This is a genomic window from Geodermatophilus sp. URMC 65, from assembly GCF_053502545.1.
This window is the reverse complement of record NZ_CP199954.1, coordinates 1,711,448-1,730,327: the sequence shown is the minus strand read 5'-3', so window position 1 is coordinate 1,730,327 and position 18,880 is coordinate 1,711,448. Positions and strand designations below refer to the sequence as shown.

Here is an 18,880-nt window from a genome sequence, read left to right as displayed (position 1 = left end):
GGTCGCTCCTCTCAGACCCGGACGTCCAGGCCGGACGACGGGATGGCGGTGGTCCCGGGGGCGGGGCGGCCCGGGTCGGCCTCGGCGCCGCGCAGCCACGGCCGACCGCGGCCGTCGGGCTGCCCCTGCTGGCCGGCCCGGTCACCGGCGGCGTGCTGCTGAGCCGAGGCCCACGACGCTCCGGCGTCCCGGTCGACCGAGGCGTTGGTGCAGGTCAGGCCAGCGCTGGCCAGGTCGCGGCGCAGGTCGGGCAGGGCGTCGAGCAGCGCGGCGCGGCCGGCCTCGGTGGCGCTCTTCAGTGCGAGGTCGACCGAGCCCTGGTTCAGGGTCACCTGGACCTCGACCGGCCCGAGGGTCTCGGGGGTGAGCACCAGGGTCATGGTGTGCGTGCCGTCCGGGGCGGAGCGCAGGACGGCGACGTGCTGCGCGACCTGACCGGCGACCGGCGGTGCCGCAGGGGCGGCCGGCTCGGCGGTGGCGACCGGCGTCGCCGCCGGGACGGCGGGCGCGGCCACCGCGGCGGTCGGCGCAGCGGGAGGCGCCGGGGCGGGCGCCGGGGCGTCCTGGTCGGAGGTCGCGCCGGGATCGGTGCCCGCGCCCTCGGCCGGCGCCGGGGCGGCGGCCGGCTGGGGGAGGGGGACGACGGTCTCCGGGGCCACGAGCTCCGGCGCCGTCGGGATCCCGGGCGCGTCCGCAGCCGGGAGCACGACGGTGAGCCCGGGGAGCGGGTCGGCCGTGGCGGTCGCCGGGGTCGGCCCCGGAGTGGCGGGCCGGACGGCGTCGGCTGCCGGCGCGTCCGGGACGGGGACCGCACCGGCCGGGAGGTCGGTCAGGGCGGGCGCGGGGACGTCGATGGGCGGTACCGCCGCGGGGACGCCGTCCGGGACGCCCTCGGGGACGACGGGCGGCGCGACCACCGTGCCGGCCGCGACGGCGTCGGCCGCCGGGACGACCGCGGAGCCGGCGGCCGCGTGGTCGACGGCGTTCGCCGGTCCGGGCGCGCCCGGACCGATGCCGGTCAGCAGCGCCCACAGGCTGGGGGGCATGCCGGCGCCGGAGACGGCGGGCTGTCCGGCGGCGGGCTGTCCGGCGACGGGCTGCTCGGTGGCGGGCTGCTCGCCGTCCGTGGCCTCGGCGGCCGGCTCGGCGGGGGCGCCGTCGGTCTCCGCGGTGCGCTCGCGGCCGCGGGGGCCGTCCTGCCCGCGCGACACTGCGTCGTCCCGGGCGTCGTCGAGGGCGGAGGCGAAGCGCTCGGCGCCGCCGGGTGCGTCGGTCGCGGCCGTGGGGTGGGTGGAGGAGGACGGAGCGGCCGGCGCGGGCGCCGGTGCGGCCGTCACCAGGGGCGTCGTCATCGGAGGGCCTCTGCCTTGCTCATCACGCTGCGCACGTAGTCCTGGGTCTCGGGGTAGGGCGGGATGCCGCCGTAGCGGCGGACGGTGCCGGGCCCGGCGTTGTAGGCGGCCAGGCCCAGCTCGGTGGAGCCGAACTGCCGCGTCAGGTCGGCGAGGTAGCGGGCCGCGCCGTCGACGGCCGAGGCCGGGTCGAACGGGTCGACGCCCAGACCCCGGGCGGTCCCGGGCATGAACTGCATGAGGCCCTGGGCGCCGGCGGGGGAGACGGCGGAGACGTCGAAGCCGGACTCCTGCTGCGCCACCGCGGCGAGCAGGGCCGGGTCGACGCCGTACCGGCTGCCGGCCCGGGTGAACAGGTCGGCGTACGGGACGCCGCACAGCGACGCGCCGGCCGCCGCCCCGGATCCCGCGGAGGCCGACTCGGCCGGCAGCACGCGGCGGATCACGGACGGGTTGCCGACGTCCTGCACCTTGACGACCTCGCCCTCCTGCGGGGCGGCGATCATCTTGCCGTCGCCGACGTAGATGCCGACGTGGTCGATCCCCGGCCGGCCGGGGGAGTGGTCGAAGAAGACCAGGTCGCCGGGGTGGGCGTCGGCCAGCGAGGCGACCGCGGTGCCGGCGGTGGCCTGCTGCGAGGAGGTGCGCGGCAGGTCGATGCCGAGGTTGCCGTACACGAGCTTGGTGAAGCCGGAGCAGTCCAGGCCCTTGGCCGGGTCGGTGCCGCCCCACAGGTAGGGGACGCCGAGGTACTTGCGCGCCTCGGCGACGACGGCGCTTCCCGAGGCGCTGCCGGTGGTGGCGGTGCCGGTCGCCGCGGAGGTCGCGCTCGTGCCGGTGAGCCCGGCGGCGGTGGCGGCCGCGGTCCAGTCGGCGGAGGCCGCCGGACGGGGCACGACGAGGAAGCGGGCCTGGATCTCGCTGATCCGGGACTGCACCGCGGTCAGTCCGTCCACGCCACCTCCCCTCGGGTCCCCCCGGCCGAGTTCGCGACGTGACTTCCGAGACCAGCGCCAGGCCACCCCGTCGCCGGGCCGGTCGAGGTCGGGCGGCCGGAGCGGCCGGTGACGAGGTCGTCCACGGTCCTCTCCTCGGCAGCCTGCTCGGCCAGTCGCACCGCCTGGAGGTGTCGTTCTCGCAGCCGTTCGAGGCCCTTGGTGCGCTGGGCGGCCGCCGTCCAGGACGCGCGGACCAGCTCGGCCTGCTCGGCCGAGGCGGTCGCGAGCGCCCGGGCCGCGGCGGCGTCCTCGGCGGCCAGCCGGCCGAGCACCATCGCGGCGGCGAAGGCGCCGGGGGAGACCGGCCCCGTGGGCAGCACCGCGGCGACCGCGGCCTCGGCCTCGGTGGCGCGGCGGTCGGCGTCGGCGGCGGCACGCGCGGCCTCGGCCGCGGCCAGCGCGGCCGCCCGCTCCTCGGTGCGGCGCAGCTCGAGGACCGGCTGCAGCCGGAAGGCGGCCCGCTTCACGCGGCGCGCACGATGCGGTTGAGCCACACCCACGAGTCGCCGGCCGGCGTGAGCTCGCCGGTCGGCTGCTGCAGGAACGCCTCGATCTGCGGCGCCAGCTGGCGGGCGCGGTCGACCAGCGGGTCGGTGCCGGCCTGGTAGGCGCCGATCTCGATGAGCTCCTTGACGTCGCGCAGCGCGCCCATGAGCCGGCGCACCTCGCGCGCGTCGGCCATCTGCGCCGGCGGGACGACGGCGGTGGCCACGCGGGAGATCGACTCGAGCACGTCGATCGCCGGGAAGTGGCCGGCGGTCGCGAGCTTGCGGGTGAGCACCACGTGCCCGTCGAGGATGGAGCGGGCGGTGTCGGCGATCGGCTCGTTGTGGTCGTCGCCGTCCACCAGCACGGTGTAGAGACCGGTGATCGAGCCGACCGACGCCGTCCCGGCCTTCTCCAGCAGCTTGGGCATCATCGCGAAGACGCTCGGCGGGTAGCCGCGGGTCGCCGGGGGCTCGCCCGCCGACAGACCGACCTCGCGCTGGGCCATCGCGGTGCGGGTGATCGAGTCCATCATCAGCAGCACGTCGCGGCCCTGGTCGCGGAAGCCCTCGGCGATGCGGGTGGCGACGAACGCCGCCTTCAGCCGCACCAGCGGGGGCTCATCGGAGGTCGCGACGACGACGACGGTGCGCGCCATGCCCTCCTCGCCGAGGTTCTCCTCGAGGAACTCGCGCACCTCGCGGCCACGCTCGCCGATCAGGCCGATGACCCGGACGTCGGCGTCGGTGCCGCGGGTGATCTGGGCCAGCAGCGTCGACTTGCCCACGCCGGAGCCGGCGAAGATGCCCAGCCGCTGGCCCTTGCCCAGGGGCACCATCGTGTCCAGCACCCGGACGCCGGAGGTCAGCGGCTCCTCGACGCGGGTGCGCGCCAGCGCGTGCGGGGTCTCGCTGGCCAGGTCGACCCACTCCAGGGACTGGTCCAGCGGCGGGCCGCCGTCCACCGGCCGGCCGAGGCCGTCGAGCACCCGGCCCAGCAGCGCCTCGCCGACCGGCACCTGCAGCGGCATGCCCGTGGCACGCACCCGCGCGCCGGCGTGCACGCCGGAGAGCTCGCCCAGCGGCATGCAGGTCAGCCGCTCGCGGGAGACGGCGACCACCTCGGCGAGCAGGCCGCCACGCGGCGACGGGTTGATCTCCACCAGGTCGCCGACGGCGGCGACCACGCCCTCGACGGAGAGGGTCAGGCCCATCGCGCCGACAACCGAGCCCGTCACCTGCGGGCGGGCCGCCGCACGGGCGCGGTCGAGCAGGCCGAGGGTCACGCGTCCTCCTCGCCGGCGCTCGTCGGCCGCACGACCCAGGGTGCTGAGCCTCCGCGTGAGCTCGCGAGCTCGCTCACGGCGCCAGCACCGCCCGCACCCGCTCGAGCGCGGCGCCCAGCTGGGCGTCGACGCGGGTGGGACCGGTCTCGGCCACGGCGCCCGCCCGCTCGACGGAGAGGTCGCCGACCACCCGCACCGTGTCCGGCAGCTCGGCCAGCGCCTCGGCGGGCAGCTCGGCGAGGTCGTCGGGGTGCAGCCGGACGACGGTGGGCGCGTCGGCCGGGCACAGCGTCAGCGCCCGGCGGACGGCGTCCACCACGGGGGACCCGGCGAGCGCGAGCTCGCGGCACAGCACGTCCTCGACCAGGGTCAGCACGATGGTGATCACCGAGTCGCGCACGTCCTCGGCGACCGGCAGGGCGGCCTGCTCCAGCTGGGTGACCGCCGCGCCGAGCGCCGCGGTGGCCGAGACCATCCGCCGCTCCCAGCGGGCCTGGACCTCGGCCAGCCGCGCCTCGGCGGCCCGCTCGGCCTCGGCGACCACGGCCTCGGCGGCCGTGCAGCCCTCGGCGTGGCCGGCGGCGTACCCCTCCTGGCGGGCGTGCTCGCGCAGCCGGGCCAGCTCCTCGGCGTAGACGTCGCCGAGCCGGAACGACGTCCGGTCGGAGGCGGCGGGCACGTCCGCGGCGCGGCGCACCGAGCTGCGCCGGTCGGTGGTACGCCGCTCGGCGGTCGGCTGCGGCGGGACCGGCACCGCGCGGGTGTACGGCGCACGGGGTGCGGCCTGTGCGGCGGTGCCGCCGCGCAGCAGCGCGGACTCCCGCGCCGGCTCACGCGACGAAATCGTCCTCACCGCCCCGCGAGATGGTCAGCACGCCCTGCTCCTCGAGGGTGCGGATGACACCGACGACCTTGGCCTGCGCCTCCTCGACCGTGCGGGTGCGCACCGGGCCGAGCAGCTCGATCTCCTCGGCGAGGTTCTCGGCGGCACGCTCGGAGAGGTTCCGGACGACCTTGTCGCGGACGTCGGGGCGCACGCCCTTGAGCGCGGTGGCCAGGTCGTTGGCCTCCACCTCGCGCAGCACCAGCTGCAGCGAGCGGTCGTCGATGGTGACGATGTCCTCGAACACGAACATCTGCGCGCGGACCTGCTCGGCCAGCTCCGGGTCGGTGCTGTCGAGCCACTCGAGGATGGAGCGCTCGGTCGGCCGCGGCGAGCGGTTGATGATCTCGACGAGGGTCTCGACGCCGCCGACGGTGCTCATGTCCTGGTGGGCGAGCAGCGACCCCATCCGGCGGCCGAGCTCCTCCTCGACCAGGCGGACCATCTCCGGGGAGGTGCGGTCCATGGTCGCGATCCGGTGCGCGACGGCGGCCTGCTGCTCCGGGGCGAACCCGGAGAGGACCTCGGCCGACTGCGCGGCGGTCAGGTGGGCGAGCACCAGCGCGATGACCTGCGGGTGCTCGTCCTTGAGGAAGGTGACCAGCTGGCGGACGTCGGCGTTGCGCAGCGAGGCGAAGGGCACCTCGGTGTAGACGACGTTGAGCCGGGACAGGATGCCGTCGGCCTTGTCCTCGCCGAGGCCGGCCGCGAGGATCTCGCGGGCGAACTCGACGCCGCCACGCCCCACGAACCGCTGGGCGGTCATGAGGTCGTGGAACTCCTCGAGGACGCCGTCGACGTCGTCCGGCTCGACCGAGCCGAGCTTCATCAGCTCGCGGGTCAGCATCTCGACCTCGCGCGGGCGCATCTTGGCCAGCAGCGCGCCGGCCTCCTCCTTGGACAGCTGGGCGATGAAGACCGCGGCCTTGCGCAGGCCCGGCAGCTCCTTGCGCTCCCGCACCGCGGGGAGGACGGCGGTCTGCGCGGCCGCGGGGGCCATGCCGACCATCTGCTCGACGGACGCCAGGGTCATCGGGACACCTCGCTGGCGCTCGGTGTTCCGATGCCCAGGAGTGCCCCGCCATTGCATGACCTCGCGAGCTCGGTCATGGACTCCTCCTCGCTAGCGCTCGTCGGAGCTGTGCCCCGGGTGCTCTGTCGTCTGTCGACCTCGCGAGCTCGGTCACTTCACACCGCTCTCGCTCAGCCAGCCGCGCAGCATGGCGGCCACCTCGTCCGGCTTCTCACTGACCATCGCGGAGATCTCGCCCCGGACCCGGGCCCGCTCGGCGGCCTCCAGCTCCCGGGTGGCGTCGTCGACGGGCACGGCCCGCGTGCTCTCGATGCGGATCCGGTCGAGCTCGGCCATCACGTCGTCGGCGAGCTCCAGCGCTTCGTAGTCCTCCTCCTCGTCGTCGTCCTGCCTGCGCCGCGAGCGCAGCCAGACGACGAGGACGAGCAGGGCGATGCCCAGGGCGATGCCGCCGGTGCGGATCAGCGACCACATCTGGGCCTGCTTCTCGGCCTCCTGGGCGGCCTCGAGCTCGGCGGCCGCGGCGTCGGCGGCAGTCGTGTCGAAGGCCATGGCGGCGACGGTGATGTCGTCGCCGCGCGCGACGTCGAGGCCGACGGCGTTGCCGACGAGCTGCTGGACCTGCGCCTGGTTGAGGTTGCCGGCGACGGCCTCGTCCATGACGACGGAGACGGTGAGCCGGTTGATCCGCCCGGGCGCGCCCTCGACGGTCTCGACGGTCGTACCGACGGCGTTGTTCGCGGTCGTCGACTCCTTGTTGTACGTGGAGTCCCCGGTGCCGGCCCCGGCGTCGGCCTGGTTCTCCGGGCCGAGGATGCCGCCGACGGCGGCGCCGTTGCCGGTGTACTCCTCGGTCGTCGTGCTCTCCGAGATGGGCGGGGTGCCCTGCTCGTAGGTGTGCGTCTCCGAGGTGGTGCTGCGCTGGTCGAGGTCCACGTCGGCCCGGACCGACACCTTGGCGCGGCCGGGGCCGAGGATGGGGTCGAGGACGGCCTGCGCGTTGGCGGCCAGCCGGTCCTCGTAGTCCTGCTCCAGCTGCGAGCGGGCGTCGCCGGCCGCGGTGGTCACACCCTGGCCGGGCGCCGAGAGCACCGCACCGGTGGCGTCGGCGACGGTGACCTGCTCGGGGTCCATGCCCTCGATGCTCGAGGAGACCAGGTTGGTCACCGCCTGCACCTGGCCGCTGTCCAGCGTGGTGCCCGGCGCCAGGTCAAGCAGCACCGAGGCGGTCGGCTCGGCCTCGTCGGAGGCGAACACCTCCTCCTCGGGCAGGGCCACGTGGACGACGGCGGTGCGCACGCCCTCCAGCGACTCCAGGGTCGCCGACAGCTCGTCCTGCAGGGCCCGCTGGTAGGTGACCTGCTGCTGGAACTCGCTGGTGGTGATGCCCTGCTCGTCGAGCAGCGCGTAACCGGTCTCGTTGCCCGCGGGCAGGCCCTTGCCGCTCATCGACAGCCGCAGGTCGTAGACCTGCTCGTTCGGGACCATGATCGTCCCGCCGCCGTCGGCGAGCTCGTAGGAGACGCCGGCCGCGTTGAGCTCGTCGACGATCGCCGACGCATCGGTCGAGGCCAGGTTCGAGAACAGCGGGGCGTAGGTGGGGGCCGTGATCCACCGGTAGAAGAAGAACCCGCCGAGGACCAGCCCGAGGCCGAGCAGGCCGATGACGACCTTCTGGCCGAGGCTGATCGTGGAGAGCGCGGAGCGGATCCGCTCCAGCGGCCCGGCGAGGGCAGCAGGCATCAGACCGGCATCCTCATGATCTCGGTGAAGGCCTCGACGGCCTTGTTCTTGATGGTCACGACCATGTCGGTGGCGAGCTTGGCCTCGTTGGCCGCGATCATGTAGTCGTGCACGTCACGCAGGTCGCCGGTGGCGGCCTGGACGGCGAGGCCGTCGGAGGTCGACTGCGTGGCCTGCAGCTCCTCCAGCGAGGACACCAGGGCCGAGGCGAAGCCCTCGCCGCCGGCCGCGGTGGTCTGCGTGACGTCCGGCGTGGCCGCCGCCCCGGTGACCCCGGACAGGCCGGTGATCGCCGTGGGGAACGAGATGCCGCCGATGGGCGAGGTCATGGTCGTCAGCCCTTCCCGAGCTGGAGTGCGGCCTGGTAGGCGGTGGTGGCCCGCTCGACGACGGCGAGGTTCGCCTGGTAGCCGCGCTGCGCCATGATCAGTTGGGTCATCTGGTCGCCCAGGTCGATGTCCGGGTACCTCACGTAGCCGTTGGCGTCGGCGAGCGGGTGGTCCGGCTCGTAGACCATCCGGCCCTCCGCGCTGCCGTACTCGGCCCGGGCCACGCGGACGCCGCCCTCGCCGGAGCCGTAGTCGACGGCCTGCGCCACGATCAGCCGCTCCTGGAACGCGTCCTGGTCGGTCGAGGTGACGTTGTTGATGTTGGCGATGTTGTCCGAGACCGCGTCCAGCCACTTGCGGTGGACGAGCAGCCCGGAGCCGGAGATGCCGAGGGAGTCGAAGGTGCTCATCAGCCGGTCGTCCTCAGGGCGGTGCGCAGGACCGTGTACTTGCCGTCGAGGGCGTTGAGCGCCAGCTGGTAGCGCAGCCCCGTCTCGGTGGCGATGACGGTCTCGGCGTCGAGGTTCACGTTGTTCCCGTCCATCCGGGTCGGCTCCAGGGAGCGGCGGACCGTGCTGGTCGTGGCGGTCGGCGTCTGACCGCTGGCCAGGGCGCCGCGCAGGCCGGTCTCGAAGTCGACGCGGCCGGCCAGGAAGCCGGGGGTCTGCAGGTTCGCGATGTTGTCGGCGGTGACCCGCTGCCGCTGGGCGAGCCCGCGCAGGGCGGAGTGCAGGGCCGTCGAGGTGACGTCGCCGATCACCGGGCGGTTCCTCGGGCAGGGCAGCAGGACACGATCGGCCTCCGGGTACGCAGGAGACACTCGCGAGCGAGTGAGTGGTTCGCCGATCCGTGGCGAGAGGTGCGCTTTCCGTGCTCTGCACTCATCGGCACGGCCCTGCGGGCCCCTGACCGACCGGGTCCCACGGGAGTGGTGCGAGTTCGCCGGTGGGGTGGACGTGCCGTCTGTGACTCGCGGTGCGTCACGGGGCGGGCGGGTCACGACGACGCCGTCCCGGCCCAGGGACGACGACGCCCCCCGGAGCGCCGGGTGCCGGCGCCACGGGGGCGGGGAAGTGCGTCGTGTGGGGCGCTAGAGGGCTCTGTCGATGTAGGAGGGGACCGGGCGGGGCGGGCCGTAGGACATCCGGGCGGCGACGTCGCGCTGCCGTCGGGACTGGATGATCCGCTCGACCAGCTCCTCGGCGACGGCCAGCTGGTGCTGCAGCAGCCGCGCGGCACGCTCGCGGAGGTCCTCGGGCACCGGGCCCAGGGACGACGAGGGCGGGACCCAGTCCGCGGCGCGGCGTCCCCAGGCGGCGATCTCGTCCTCGCGGTCGGACCGGAGGGTGGACTCGGCGGCCAGCACCTCGCCCTCGAGCTCGTCGAGGACGGTGGCCCAGTCGCGGGACGCGTCCCCGCCGCCGGCCGCCGCGGGGCGACCGGGGGTCATGCGCCGGAGGTGGCGAGGGTGGCGGCGGCCTGCCGCCACGCGTCGCGGAGCGGCTCGGCGATCTGCCGGCAGGCGGTGACGCGGTTGCGGTCGCGCTTGACGCCGGCCTGCACCAGCTCGGTGATCATCCAGCTGTAGAGCGCGGCCAGCCGCGGTCCGCCCTCCCAGGCGTCGACCCGCAGGCTCTCGCGGAGCTCGAAGACGATGTCCTGCGCGTGCTGGATCTGGGCGGCGGCCTCGGTGCGGTCCCCGGTGTCGAGGGCCATCTCGGCGCGCTCGAGGTCGAGCACGAGCCGGTCGTAGAGCATCACGAGGATCCGCTGGGGGGACGCCGTCGCGACCGAGTCGCCGAGGTAGCGGGAACGGAGGGAGGCGGTGCTCATCAGGCGGTCTCCTGGGGAAGCGGGGGAGTACTAGGAGGATCGGCCGGGCTGGCCTCGTCTTCAGCCGAGCGACCCGAGCTGGCCGGCCAGCCAGGTGGACTGGTTCTTCAGCGAGCTCAGCGCCGTCTCCATGGCGGTGAACTGGCGGGTCAGCGTCTCCTTGCGGGCGGCCAGGCGCAGGTCCCAGTCCGCGATCCGCGACTTGAAATCGTTGACCAGGGTCTCCCGGCCCTGCGCGAGCAGGGTCAGCGTGCCCGTGGTCGCGTTGGTCGTCCGCTTGGTGAGCAGCTCCAGGCGCTGACTGAGACCGTCGACGGCCTCCTGGGCGGCGACGGCCGGCGTGGTGGCGGTGGCTGGCTGTGCGTCGACCGCCGGCGCGCCGGCGAGCATCCGTTGCACGGTCTCGGGGTCCGAGGCCAGCGTGGCGAGGAACGTCGCCTCGGTGAACTTGACCGTGCCGTCACGGGTCAGGTCGATGCCGATGCGGCCGGGGGAGCCCGCGCCGCTCACGGCGTCGGACATCGTCTGCAGCAGCCGGCTGGTGAGGGTGCGCAGCTCGGAGTCGCCCTTGAGGGCGGCGGTGCTGCCCTTCTCGGAGTTGCCGTGCTTCTTGATCAGGTCGAGCGCGGAGTTCACCGCATCGACCAGCGTCTTGACCTTGGCGGCGACGGACTTGGCGTCCTCGGTCACCTCGACGACGGCAGCGGCGTCCTTCTCGGTGACGGTGACCGAGACGCCGGTCATCACGTCGGCGAAGGTGTTGGTCGATGACGTGGCCGTGATGCCGCCGTCGAGGGTCAGTTTCGCGTCGGTGCCCGCGGAGACCTGCTTGAAGGCCGTGCCCGCCGCCGCCGTGACGGTGAAGTGGCCACGGGCACCCGAGGCGCTGCTGGTCAGCTGCAGGTGGTAGCCGTCACTGCCCTTCACCGTGGCGGCACGGACGCCGGCGTCCTCCAGGCCGTTGATGTACGCGACCGTCTGCGCCAGTGTCGCGCCGGTGGGCGGGGTCAGGTCCGTCTCGGTGCCGTCCGGCCGGCTGATCGTCAGCGGCCACGGCGACGGCGCGGGGGTGGCGGCGTTGGCGCCGGTGGGCGTGCGGACGTCGGTGCTCGTGGAGGCCCAGCTGGTGCCGCTGAGGTAGCCGGCCGTCGAGGCCAGGGACGTGACCGTGAAGCTCATCCGGCTGCCGGGCACGGCGGTCGTCGTGGCGCTCGCGGTCACCGACGTGTTGCTGCTGGTCGCCGTCCGGGCGGCAGCGAGGCCCTGGGCGCTGAGGGCCGCGGCGGCGGTGCGCACGGCGTCGACCTTGGTGTTGACCTCGCGATAGGCGTCGGCCGCCTCCTGCGCCGCGCTCATCTGGTTCTTCAGCCGGGTCTGCGGCAGCGCCTCGGCGGCGACGAGCTGGGAGACGAGGGTGGTGGTGTCCAGGCCGGAGATCAGGCCGTCGACGCTCAGGCTGACCATGGGTTCCTCCAGGCGGGGTCAGGGGTGGGTACGCCAGTGAGGGGGGAGGCTGGGCCTCCCCCCTCACCGGGTGGTGCTAGTCGTCCAGGCGCTCGGGGACCGAGGTCACCGGAGGAGCTGCAGGACGCCCTGCGAGCTCTGGTTCGCCTGGGCCAACATCGCCGTACCGGCCTGCGACAGGATCTGCGACCGGGTGAAGGCGACCATCTCCTCGGCCATGTCGGTGTCGCGGATGCGGCTCTCCGACGCGGTGAGGTTCTCGACGGTGGCGTTCAGGTTGTTGATCTTGTGCTCGAGCCGGTTCTGGACCGCACCCAGCTTGGCGCGCTCGGTGGACACCGTCCCGATGGCGCTGGCGACCGCGGTGATCGCGGCGCTGGCGGTGGCGGCGGACGAGATGTTGCCGGCACCGGTGGCACCGAACAGCGAGCCCGTGCCGCTGGCGGCCATGTTGCCGATCGACACCGTCAGCGTCTCACCGGCGTTCGCCCCGACCTGGAACTGCTTCGACGTGTAGCCGCCGCTGAGCAGGTTGGTGCCGTTGAACGTGGTCTTGCTGGCGATGTCGTCCAGCTCCTTGGCGAGAGCCTGGTACTCCTCGTCCGCCTTGGCCTTGTCGGTGTTCGTGAGGGCACCGTCGTTGGACGCCTGCACCGCGAGGTCCCGCATGCGCTGCAGGATGGAGTGCGTCTCGGTGAGCGCACCTTCCGCCGTCTGCACGACGGAGATGCCGTCCTGCGCGTTGCGGACGGCGACCTTGAGGCCACCGATCTGCGAGCGCAGGCCCTCCGAGATGGCCAGGCCGGCGGCGTCGTCGGCGGCCCGGTTGATGCGCAGACCGCTGGACAGCTTCTCCAGCGACTTGCCCATCGCACCATCGGTCACGTTCAGGTTGCGGTAGGCGTTGAACGCGGCGATGTTGTTGTTGACGCGCAGACCCATCGTGTTCCTCCTTGGAATCGGGTCGAATCCGGAAACCGCTGCATCCGTGCTGCGGCCTTGCACGAGTGGTTTCGGCGCAGCGGCGGGGGATCTTGAGGCGAACCGAGATTTTTTCTGCGGCCCGCCCTGCGGTCCGCGGGGCGGGATGGACGGGTGTGGCGTCCGGGTGGCCGGCTCGGCGTGTCATCGCTGGTCGGCCCGGCGCCGGCGGTCAGGGTGACCCGGCTGAGGAGTCGCCTCCTGCGACGTCCTCGCTCGACCAGATCCCCCGTCCGGCGCCTGCGGCCCGGGCGATGTAGCTGGCGCTCGACGCCCGAGCGCCGTGAGGACGTCTGCTGCCATGAACGTGCTGTTGTCCCACACGATGTTCACCGGGTCGCTGTTCCACCGGATCGCCGAGCCGGCGCGGGCGGTCGCCGAGGCAGACCTCGGGGTGGAGGTGACCGTCCAGCACGGCCTCAAGACGGTCATGGCCCCCGACCCGGAGGACCCGGCGGCCCCGCTCCGGGTCCGCGAGGTCGACGCCCAGGGCGCCGACGTCGTCGTCCTGCAGCTGCCCAAGACCCGGGAGATGCTCGACTGCCTGCGGCTGCTGCAGGCCCAGGGCGTCGCCGTGGTCGTCGAGGTCGACGACCACCTGACCGCGCTCCCGCCCGGCCACCAGGGGCACGACGCCCTGATCCGGAAGGGCATCGGGCGGCTCGCCGAACAGTGTGTCCGGGAGGCCGACTTCGTGACGGTGTCCACCCCGAACCTGCTGGCCCTGTACGGAGCCCGCGGGCACGGGATGATGGTGCCCAACGCGATCCCCCGCCGGATCGCAGAGCTCCCGCCGGCCTACGAGCGCGAGCCCGAGGTGCTCACCATCGGCTGGACCGGGACGGTCGGCACCCACCCCTACGACCTGCAGGAGATGGGGAGCGGGCTGCCGCAGGCGCTGGACCGCACCCGCGGCCGGAGCCGGTTCGTGATCCTCGGGCAGGGCGAGAACGCGCGCGAGATGCTGCGGCTGGCCGAGGACCCGGTCGAGATCCCCTGGATCATGGACGTCGACGGTTACGCCGCCGCGATCGGTGAGCGCTTCGACATCGGCGTCGCACCCCTGCGCATCGACGCCTTCAACAACTGCAAGAGCTGGCTCAAGGTGCTCGAGTACTCCGCGCGCGGGGTCTTCGCCGTCCGTTCGCCGAGTGCGGAGTACGAGCGGCTGGGCCTCGGCTACCGCGCCAAGCGCCCCCGGGACTGGGCCGCGGCGCTCACCCGCGCCGTCGAGGACGCCGACTGGCGTCGCGAGCAGGCCGCGGCCAACCGCGAGCAGGTGCTGGCCCGGCACCTCACCGAGCACACCGCGGAGCTGTGGGCCACCGCCTGGCGCACTGCGCGGGAGAAGCGCTCGCGCGCGGATCGCATCGGGGCCTGAGAGGCCCACCACCCCCCTGCTCCCCGCCACTCGCAGGCTCGCGGCGGGACCCTGCAGGGCACGCCGGACAGCACAGCGCCCCGGGTCCTCGGCGAGGACCCGGGGCGCTGTGCTGTGTGGCGTGGGGTCAGGCGCTCCAGCCGGTCGCGGTCACCCAGGGGTTGCGGCGCGGCGGGACGGCCGCGGGGCGGGAGGTGGGCAGCGGAGGGGCCGCGGCCGGCGGGGCGTTGCGGCCGGCGACCCGGTCGACGTAGGAGCGCTGCTGGTTGCGGGCGCGCACCCCGCCGTCGGCCGGCACGCTCTTCCCCTCCCACACCTCGCTCATCGCCGCGTGCAGCAGGGTCAGCGCGCGAGCCCGCATCTGCGAGACGCGCGAGAGCGTGACGCCCAGGTCGGCGGCGATGTCGGTGAGCGACTCGCCCCCGAAGAAGTTGCGTTCCACGACCTCGTCGAGCCGGTCGGGCAGCTGGCGGATGGCCTCGTGCAGGTACCGGGACCGCTCGCTGCGCAGCAGTGCCCGCTCCGGCGACTCCCCGGTGTCGGGGAGGTCGAGGGAGGTGCCGTCCGGGCCGGTCTCCGCGTCGATGCTCACCATGACGGCGCGGTGGACGTCGACCTGCAGCGAGTCCAGGTCGCTGGTGGCCATGCCGAGGCTGGCGGCGAGCTCCACGCGCGTCGGCGGGCGGCCCAGCTGGGTGGCCAGCGCGTCGGCCGCGGCGTCGGTGCGCCGGGCGGCGGCCCGCACCGAGCGGCTGGCCCAGTCGCCGGAGCGCAGCTCGTCCAGGACGGCGCCCTGCAGCCGGGCCAGCGCGTAGGTCGCGAACGAGGCGCCCGCCGACGGGTCGAACCGCCGCGCCACCTCGACCAGCGCCACCCGCGCACAGGACAGCAGGTCCTCGCGGCTGACGTGCGCGGGCAGCGAGATGCGCGAGGCGACCGCGTTGACCGCGAAGGCGGCCAGCGGCAGGTGCTCGGTCACCAGGGCGTCGACGTCCCTCGGGAGGACGGCACCCGGGGTGGTGTCCCGCGTCGCCACCGGCCGGGCGGGGACGCCGGCAACCGGGGCGACGGGGTGGCGCGAGGCAGAGGTACGGGACCGCACGGTCGCCTGGGCACGCGATGGGCTCACGTCCCCCTTCTCGGCAGGGCCGGGCCCGGTCGGCACCCTCGCATCGGCACGGACCCGTCCGGACTTGAGTGCCTCGGCTCAAGGCGCCCAGGGGGATGCCGAATGTGCTCCTGAGAGCCCGCCGGCAGCACCGACGCCTGCCGCGGGGAGAGCGGAAGGACGGTGGGGGCGTGGACTACCAGCACCTGTCGACGTTGCTGTGGCGCGAGCAGGAGCTGCTGGACCTGCTGCTGTTCAAGGCGGAGGAGAAGCAGTACCTGATCGTCACGGGCAAGACCCGCTGGCTGTCGCGGATCGCGCACGAGATCGAGGTCGTCCTCGACCAGCTGCGCACCCTGGAGGTCGAGCGGGCGGCGGCCACCGAGGTGATGGCCGAGCGGCTGGGCGTGGGCGTCAACCCCTCGCTGCGCAAGCTCGCCGATGCCGCGCCGGCCCCGTGGAACGACCTGTACGCCAAGCACCACGAGACGCTGTTGGTGCTCGTGACGGAACTGCGCGGCCTGGCCGACACCAACCGCGAGCTGATCGAGGGCGGCCTGTCCGCGATCGGCGACGCCCTGCTGTCGGTCAAGGCGCCGTCGGCCGGCACCTACGGCTCGACCGGCCGCAGCGACGAGCGCGCGCACCGCGCGGTCACCCTGGACGGTGCCCTGTGAGTTCCACCTTCGGCGGGCTGAACACGGCCCGGACGGCGCTGTGGGCCTCGCAGCGCGGGCTCGACGTCACCGGCCAGAACATCGCCAACGTCAACACCGACGGCTACTCGCGGCAGCGCGTCGAGCTGCGCGCCATGGGTGGCACCGCCGTCCCGGCGATCCACTCGGTGAGCAGCCCGGTCGGCAACGGCGTGGACGCCAGCCAGGTCGACCGCATCCGCGACGTGTTCCTGGAACGGCGCGGTCAGGTCGAGACGGCGCGCACCGCGCAGCTGACCGTCGCCACCGAGTCGCTGACCCAGGTCGAGGCGGCGTTCCGGGAGCCGGGCGACACCGGCATCCGCAGCATGCTCGACGACGTCTGGAAGAGCTTCAGCGCGCTGGCCAACTCCACGGACCCCACCGAGCCGGCCGCCCGCAGCCAGGTGCTCGAGTCGCTGGACGTCCTGGCCTCGGGGATGCGCACCACGCGCGCCGCCCTCGACGAGCAGTGGCAGCAGACCCGCGACAACGTCGTGGCTCTCGCCACCGAGGTGAACACGACGGTGTCGTCCATCGCCGGCCTCAACGACCAGATCCGCCAGGCCACCCGGTCGGGGCTGCCCACCAACGAGCTCTCCGACCGCCGCGACCTGCTCGTCACGCAGCTGGCCGAGAAGGTCGGTGCCACCTCGGTGGCCGCGGACGACGGCATGGTCGACGTCCTCGTGGGGGGCACGACGCTGGTCGCGGGCTCGTCGGCCCTCGCCCTGCGCGTGGCCGGGGTGGACGACCCCGGCACGGTCGGCACCGGGGACGACCCGCGGCTGGTCACGGCCCCGGGTGGCACGACGTTGGCGGTCGGCGGCACCGCCGGCGGTCAGCTGACCGTGCTGACGACGACCCTCCCGAACTACCGCCGGGCGCTCGACGACCTGGCCCGCGACCTGGTGGGCAAGATCAACGCCGTCCAGGCCCAGGGCTACGACGTCTCCGGCGCGTCCGGGGCGGCCGAGCCGCTGATGGACGACGGCTCGGGCACCCCCGTCGTCGACCTGACCAACGTCAACGCCGGCACCCTCAGCCTCCGCGTCACCAGGCCCGAGCTCATCGCCGCGGCGAAGACCCCTCCCGGCGCCCTCGGGCAGCCCTCGGCGGACGGCGGGAACGCCGATGCGTTCTTCGACCTGAGCCTCGAGGCCGGCGGCGTGGACGCCACCTACCGGGCGCTCGTCGTCACCCTCGGCGTCGAGGCCTCGGTCGCCAGCCGGGACCTGACGGTGCAGAAGGTGGTCTCCACCCAGGTGGACGCCGCCCGCGAGTCCGTGTCCGGCGTCAACCTCGACGAGGAGATGACCAACATGCTGTCCTTCCAGCACGCCTACAGCGCCGCCGCCCGCATGGTGACCGCGATCGACGAGGCGCTGGACGTCCTCATCAACCGCACCGGCCTCGTGGGGCGGTGACCTGATGCGGATCACCCACCGGGCCGTCACCCTGACCGCGCTCCTCGGCCTGGGCAACAACCTCGCGTCGGTGGCGAAGCTGCAGCAGCAGCTGACCTCCGGGAAGCTGATCAGCGCCCCGTCGGACACGCCGACCGGCACCAACAAGGCGCTGCAGATCCGTCAGGACCAGAGCGCCGTGCAGCAGTTCGCCGCGAACGTCTCCGACGGGCAGAGCTGGCTCGACGCGACCGACACCGCGCTGAACACGGCCATCAACCAGGTGCAGCGGGTCCGTGCGCTGACCGTCAAGGCCATGAACGAGGGCGCGACGTCGACCAGCTCGCAGAAGGCGATCGCCGTCGAGGTCGCGGCCCTCCGCGAGAGCCTCCTCGGCGTGGCCAACTCCAGCATCAACGACCGCGCCCTCTTCGGTGGCGTCACCCAGGGCTCGACGGCGTACGCCGGCGACGGCACCTACGTCGGCGCGCCGCCCGTGGGGGAGGGGATCACCCGGCGGGTGTCGAACACCGACCGGATCCGCATCGACGTCACCGGGCACGAGGCCTTCGGCGTGCCGAGCGCCGGGGAGCCCGACCTCTTCGGTCTCGTCGGGAAGATCGCCACCGACGTCGAGAGCGCCCCCGACGCGCTGGCGGCCGACCTCGAGCAACTCGACGTGGCGCTCAAGCGGCTGCTCGGGGCCGCCGCCTCCGTCGGCGCCCGCTCGGCCCGGATGGAGGCCGCCGGCCAGGTCAACACCGACCTGCAGCTGACGCTGGCCTCGCAGCTCGTGGACGTCGAGGACATCGACCTGGCCAAGACGATCATGGAGCTCAACCAGACCGAGGTCGGGTACAAGGCGGCCCTGCAGGCCACCGCCCAGGTGATCCAGCCGACGCTCGTGGACTTCCTGGCATGACGCTCTCGGCTGTCGCGACCCTGCCCCTGCTCTCGATGACCGAGGCGCTGCCGGGGTTCCCGGGTCACCGCGACTACGTGCTGGTGACCGCCGACGGCGACGGCCGGCTGTTCTGGCTGCAGTCGATGGCGCCGGAGGGTCCGCGTTTCCTCGCCGTCGACCCGGGCAGGTACTTCCCGGACTACGCCCCGGCCCTGCCCCCGGCCGTGTGCGCAGACCTGGCGCTCGACGACCCGGAGCAGGCGCGGCTGTACTGCCTGGTGACGGTGCCGGCCGAGGGTCCGGCCGCGGCCACGGCCAACCTGCGGGCCCCGCTGGTGGTCAACGCGGCCAACTGGCGCTCCGCGCAGGTCGTGCTGCTCGACGGTTCGCATCCCATCCGGCGTCCCCTGCGCCGATAACTCACGACGGCGGCCCCGATCAGGGTCCGCTCCCGCTCTGCAGCCACGGCCCGCTTCGCGGGCTCGCCACGGACGGCCACCACACACCCATGGAGGGGTTGCTCGTGCTCACTCTCACCCGCAGCGTCGGCGAGACCATCCGCATCGGCGACGACATCGAGGTCCACGTCGTGGAGGTCCGCGGCGGCACCGTCCGCCTCGGCTTCAAGGCACCGCGAGAGGTGACCATCCACCGCGAGGAGGTCTACCGGCAGATCGCCGAGGCCAACCTGCTCGCGGCGCAGGTCACCGCCGACACCCTCGGCGCGCTGGCCGCGTTCGCCCCCGCGGAGGCTGACGCCGACACGGCGGAGCCGGTCGCCCAGGACGGTTCCGGCACCGAGTCGACGGCCCCGCCCGCCGTGGCCGCCCCGGCCGGTCACGGGCAGGTCACGGAGGGCTCCGCCGGCTGACAGAACTGGCTGAGGCATCGCCCCGCGTGTTTGTGGACTCCTGCTGATCACTGCGTCGGTGAGGTCGGACGGTCGATCGACACGGGCAAGACCTGCTGAAGAGATGCCCGGACATTGCGTATGGCACA

Annotated in this window: 21 protein-coding genes; 6 read left to right on the top strand and 15 right to left on the bottom strand. The window is 73.9% G+C overall.

What is annotated here, in order from left to right; genetic code table 11:
* Positions 1-11: 11 nt before the first annotated feature.
* The 14 genes from ACWIX7_RS08390 to ACWIX7_RS08325 all read right to left on the bottom strand — a co-directional run bounded on the left by ACWIX7_RS08390 (position 12) and on the right by ACWIX7_RS08325 (position 12,348).
* Positions 12-1,352 carry a flagellar hook-length control protein FliK gene (locus ACWIX7_RS08390; RefSeq protein ID WP_448621087.1) on the bottom strand — a complete coding sequence of 447 codons (1,341 nt, stop codon included), beginning with the start codon at positions 1,350-1,352 and terminating at the stop codon, positions 12-14.
* Positions 1,349-2,308: a transglycosylase SLT domain-containing protein gene (locus ACWIX7_RS08385; RefSeq protein ID WP_448621086.1), complete on the bottom strand. Its 960-nt coding sequence runs from the start codon at positions 2,306-2,308 to the stop codon at positions 1,349-1,351. Before ACWIX7_RS08385 ends, ACWIX7_RS08390 begins: the two co-directional genes overlap by 4 nt.
* A complete protein-coding gene (locus ACWIX7_RS08380; protein ID WP_448621085.1) occupies positions 2,296-2,817 on the bottom strand; it encodes a flagellar export protein FliJ in 522 nt (173 codons plus the stop codon). The genes ACWIX7_RS08385 and ACWIX7_RS08380 overlap by 13 nt, the downstream gene beginning before the upstream one ends.
* Positions 2,814-4,121 carry a FliI/YscN family ATPase gene (locus ACWIX7_RS08375; RefSeq protein ID WP_448621084.1) on the bottom strand — a complete coding sequence of 436 codons (1,308 nt, stop codon included), beginning with the start codon at positions 4,119-4,121 and terminating at the stop codon, positions 2,814-2,816. Before ACWIX7_RS08375 ends, ACWIX7_RS08380 begins: the two co-directional genes overlap by 4 nt.
* Before the next feature lie 73 nt (positions 4,122-4,194).
* A complete protein-coding gene (locus tag ACWIX7_RS08370) occupies positions 4,195-4,974 on the bottom strand; it encodes a FliH/SctL family protein (RefSeq protein ID WP_448621083.1) in 780 nt (259 codons plus the stop codon).
* Positions 4,952-6,037 carry a flagellar motor switch protein FliG gene (gene fliG / locus ACWIX7_RS08365; RefSeq protein ID WP_448621082.1) on the bottom strand — a complete coding sequence of 362 codons (1,086 nt, stop codon included), beginning with the start codon at positions 6,035-6,037 and terminating at the stop codon, positions 4,952-4,954. The genes ACWIX7_RS08370 and fliG overlap by 23 nt, the downstream gene beginning before the upstream one ends.
* Before the next feature lie 150 nt (positions 6,038-6,187).
* Complete coding sequence (gene fliF, locus ACWIX7_RS08360; RefSeq protein WP_448621081.1) at positions 6,188-7,780, bottom strand: flagellar basal-body MS-ring/collar protein FliF; 1,593 nt, start codon at positions 7,778-7,780, stop codon at positions 6,188-6,190.
* Positions 7,780-8,109, bottom strand: coding sequence for a flagellar hook-basal body complex protein FliE (gene fliE / locus ACWIX7_RS08355; protein ID WP_448621080.1), 330 nt, complete (start codon positions 8,107-8,109; stop codon positions 7,780-7,782). Before fliE ends, fliF begins: the two co-directional genes overlap by 1 nt.
* Before the next feature lie 5 nt (positions 8,110-8,114).
* Entirely contained in the window at positions 8,115-8,519 is a 405-nt protein-coding gene (locus ACWIX7_RS08350) for a flagellar basal body rod protein FlgC (protein WP_091153373.1), read from the bottom strand.
* Complete coding sequence (locus ACWIX7_RS08345; RefSeq protein ID WP_448621079.1) at positions 8,519-8,869, bottom strand: flagellar basal body rod protein FlgB; 351 nt, start codon at positions 8,867-8,869, stop codon at positions 8,519-8,521. The genes ACWIX7_RS08350 and ACWIX7_RS08345 overlap by 1 nt, the downstream gene beginning before the upstream one ends.
* Positions 8,870-9,199: 330 nt before the next feature.
* Positions 9,200-9,559 (bottom strand): hypothetical protein, encoded by a 360-nt coding sequence (locus tag ACWIX7_RS08340; protein WP_448621078.1) that lies wholly within the window; start codon positions 9,557-9,559, stop codon positions 9,200-9,202.
* Entirely contained in the window at positions 9,556-9,942 is a 387-nt protein-coding gene (gene fliS / locus ACWIX7_RS08335; RefSeq protein WP_448621077.1) for a flagellar export chaperone FliS, read from the bottom strand. Before fliS ends, ACWIX7_RS08340 begins: the two co-directional genes overlap by 4 nt.
* Positions 9,943-10,002: 60 nt before the next feature.
* Positions 10,003-11,406, bottom strand: a complete 1,404-nt coding sequence (gene fliD, locus ACWIX7_RS08330; RefSeq protein WP_448621076.1) for a flagellar filament capping protein FliD — start codon at positions 11,404-11,406, stop codon at positions 10,003-10,005.
* Positions 11,407-11,511: 105 nt separating this feature from the next.
* Positions 11,512-12,348, bottom strand: a complete 837-nt coding sequence (locus ACWIX7_RS08325; RefSeq protein WP_448621075.1) for a flagellin N-terminal helical domain-containing protein — start codon at positions 12,346-12,348, stop codon at positions 11,512-11,514.
* Positions 12,349-12,688: 340 nt separating this feature from the next.
* Between ACWIX7_RS08325 and ACWIX7_RS08320 the strand changes: the two genes are divergently transcribed.
* Positions 12,689-13,768 (top strand): glycosyltransferase family protein, encoded by a 1,080-nt coding sequence (locus tag ACWIX7_RS08320; RefSeq protein WP_448621074.1) that lies wholly within the window; start codon positions 12,689-12,691, stop codon positions 13,766-13,768.
* A 127-nt stretch (positions 13,769-13,895) separates the two neighbouring features.
* Here ACWIX7_RS08320 and ACWIX7_RS08315 read toward each other — a convergent pair whose 3' ends face one another.
* Positions 13,896-14,804 (bottom strand): sigma-70 family RNA polymerase sigma factor, encoded by a 909-nt coding sequence (locus tag ACWIX7_RS08315; RefSeq protein WP_448621073.1) that lies wholly within the window; start codon positions 14,802-14,804, stop codon positions 13,896-13,898.
* 263 nt (positions 14,805-15,067) lie between these two features.
* Here ACWIX7_RS08315 and ACWIX7_RS08310 point away from each other — a divergent pair, with 263 nt between their 5' ends.
* From ACWIX7_RS08310 to csrA, 5 genes are all read left to right on the top strand, one after another.
* Positions 15,068-15,553 (top strand): flagellar protein FlgN, encoded by a 486-nt coding sequence (locus tag ACWIX7_RS08310; protein WP_448621072.1) that lies wholly within the window; start codon positions 15,068-15,070, stop codon positions 15,551-15,553.
* Positions 15,550-16,998: a flagellar hook-associated protein FlgK gene (gene flgK / locus ACWIX7_RS08305; RefSeq protein WP_448621071.1), complete on the top strand. Its 1,449-nt coding sequence runs from the start codon at positions 15,550-15,552 to the stop codon at positions 16,996-16,998. Before ACWIX7_RS08310 ends, flgK begins: the two co-directional genes overlap by 4 nt.
* A 4-nt stretch (positions 16,999-17,002) precedes the next feature.
* Positions 17,003-17,899 carry a flagellin N-terminal helical domain-containing protein gene (locus ACWIX7_RS08300; RefSeq protein ID WP_448621070.1) on the top strand — a complete coding sequence of 299 codons (897 nt, stop codon included), beginning with the start codon at positions 17,003-17,005 and terminating at the stop codon, positions 17,897-17,899.
* Entirely contained in the window at positions 17,896-18,300 is a 405-nt protein-coding gene (gene fliW / locus ACWIX7_RS08295) for a flagellar assembly protein FliW (protein ID WP_448621069.1), read from the top strand. The genes ACWIX7_RS08300 and fliW overlap by 4 nt, the downstream gene beginning before the upstream one ends.
* A gap of 104 nt (positions 18,301-18,404) precedes the next feature.
* On the top strand, positions 18,405-18,752 hold the full coding sequence (gene csrA, locus ACWIX7_RS08290; RefSeq protein WP_448621068.1) for a carbon storage regulator CsrA: 348 nt from the start codon (positions 18,405-18,407) through the stop codon (positions 18,750-18,752).
* The last annotated feature ends 128 nt before the right edge of the window (positions 18,753-18,880 follow it).

Coding starts and splice junctions, on each gene's coding strand:
- ACWIX7_RS08300 (WP_448621070.1), top strand. CDS start 17,003: ATGCGGATCACCCACCGGGCCGTCACCCTGACCGCGCTCCTCGGCCTG.
- ACWIX7_RS08320 (WP_448621074.1), top strand. CDS start 12,689: ATGAACGTGCTGTTGTCCCACACGATGTTCACCGGGTCGCTGTTCCAC.
- fliW (WP_448621069.1), top strand. CDS start 17,896: ATGACGCTCTCGGCTGTCGCGACCCTGCCCCTGCTCTCGATGACCGAG.
- ACWIX7_RS08340 (WP_448621078.1), bottom strand. CDS start 9,559: ATGACCCCCGGTCGCCCCGCGGCGGCCGGCGGCGGGGACGCGTCCCGC.
- ACWIX7_RS08390 (WP_448621087.1), bottom strand. CDS start 1,352: ATGACGACGCCCCTGGTGACGGCCGCACCGGCGCCCGCGCCGGCCGCT.
- fliD (WP_448621076.1), bottom strand. CDS start 11,406: ATGGTCAGCCTGAGCGTCGACGGCCTGATCTCCGGCCTGGACACCACC.
- fliE (WP_448621080.1), bottom strand. CDS start 8,109: ATGACCTCGCCCATCGGCGGCATCTCGTTCCCCACGGCGATCACCGGC.
- fliF (WP_448621081.1), bottom strand. CDS start 7,780: ATGCCTGCTGCCCTCGCCGGGCCGCTGGAGCGGATCCGCTCCGCGCTC.
- ACWIX7_RS08325 (WP_448621075.1), bottom strand. CDS start 12,348: ATGGGTCTGCGCGTCAACAACAACATCGCCGCGTTCAACGCCTACCGC.
- fliS (WP_448621077.1), bottom strand. CDS start 9,942: ATGAGCACCGCCTCCCTCCGTTCCCGCTACCTCGGCGACTCGGTCGCG.
- fliG (WP_448621082.1), bottom strand. CDS start 6,037: ATGACCCTGGCGTCCGTCGAGCAGATGGTCGGCATGGCCCCCGCGGCC.
- ACWIX7_RS08350 (WP_091153373.1), bottom strand. CDS start 8,519: ATGAGCACCTTCGACTCCCTCGGCATCTCCGGCTCCGGGCTGCTCGTC.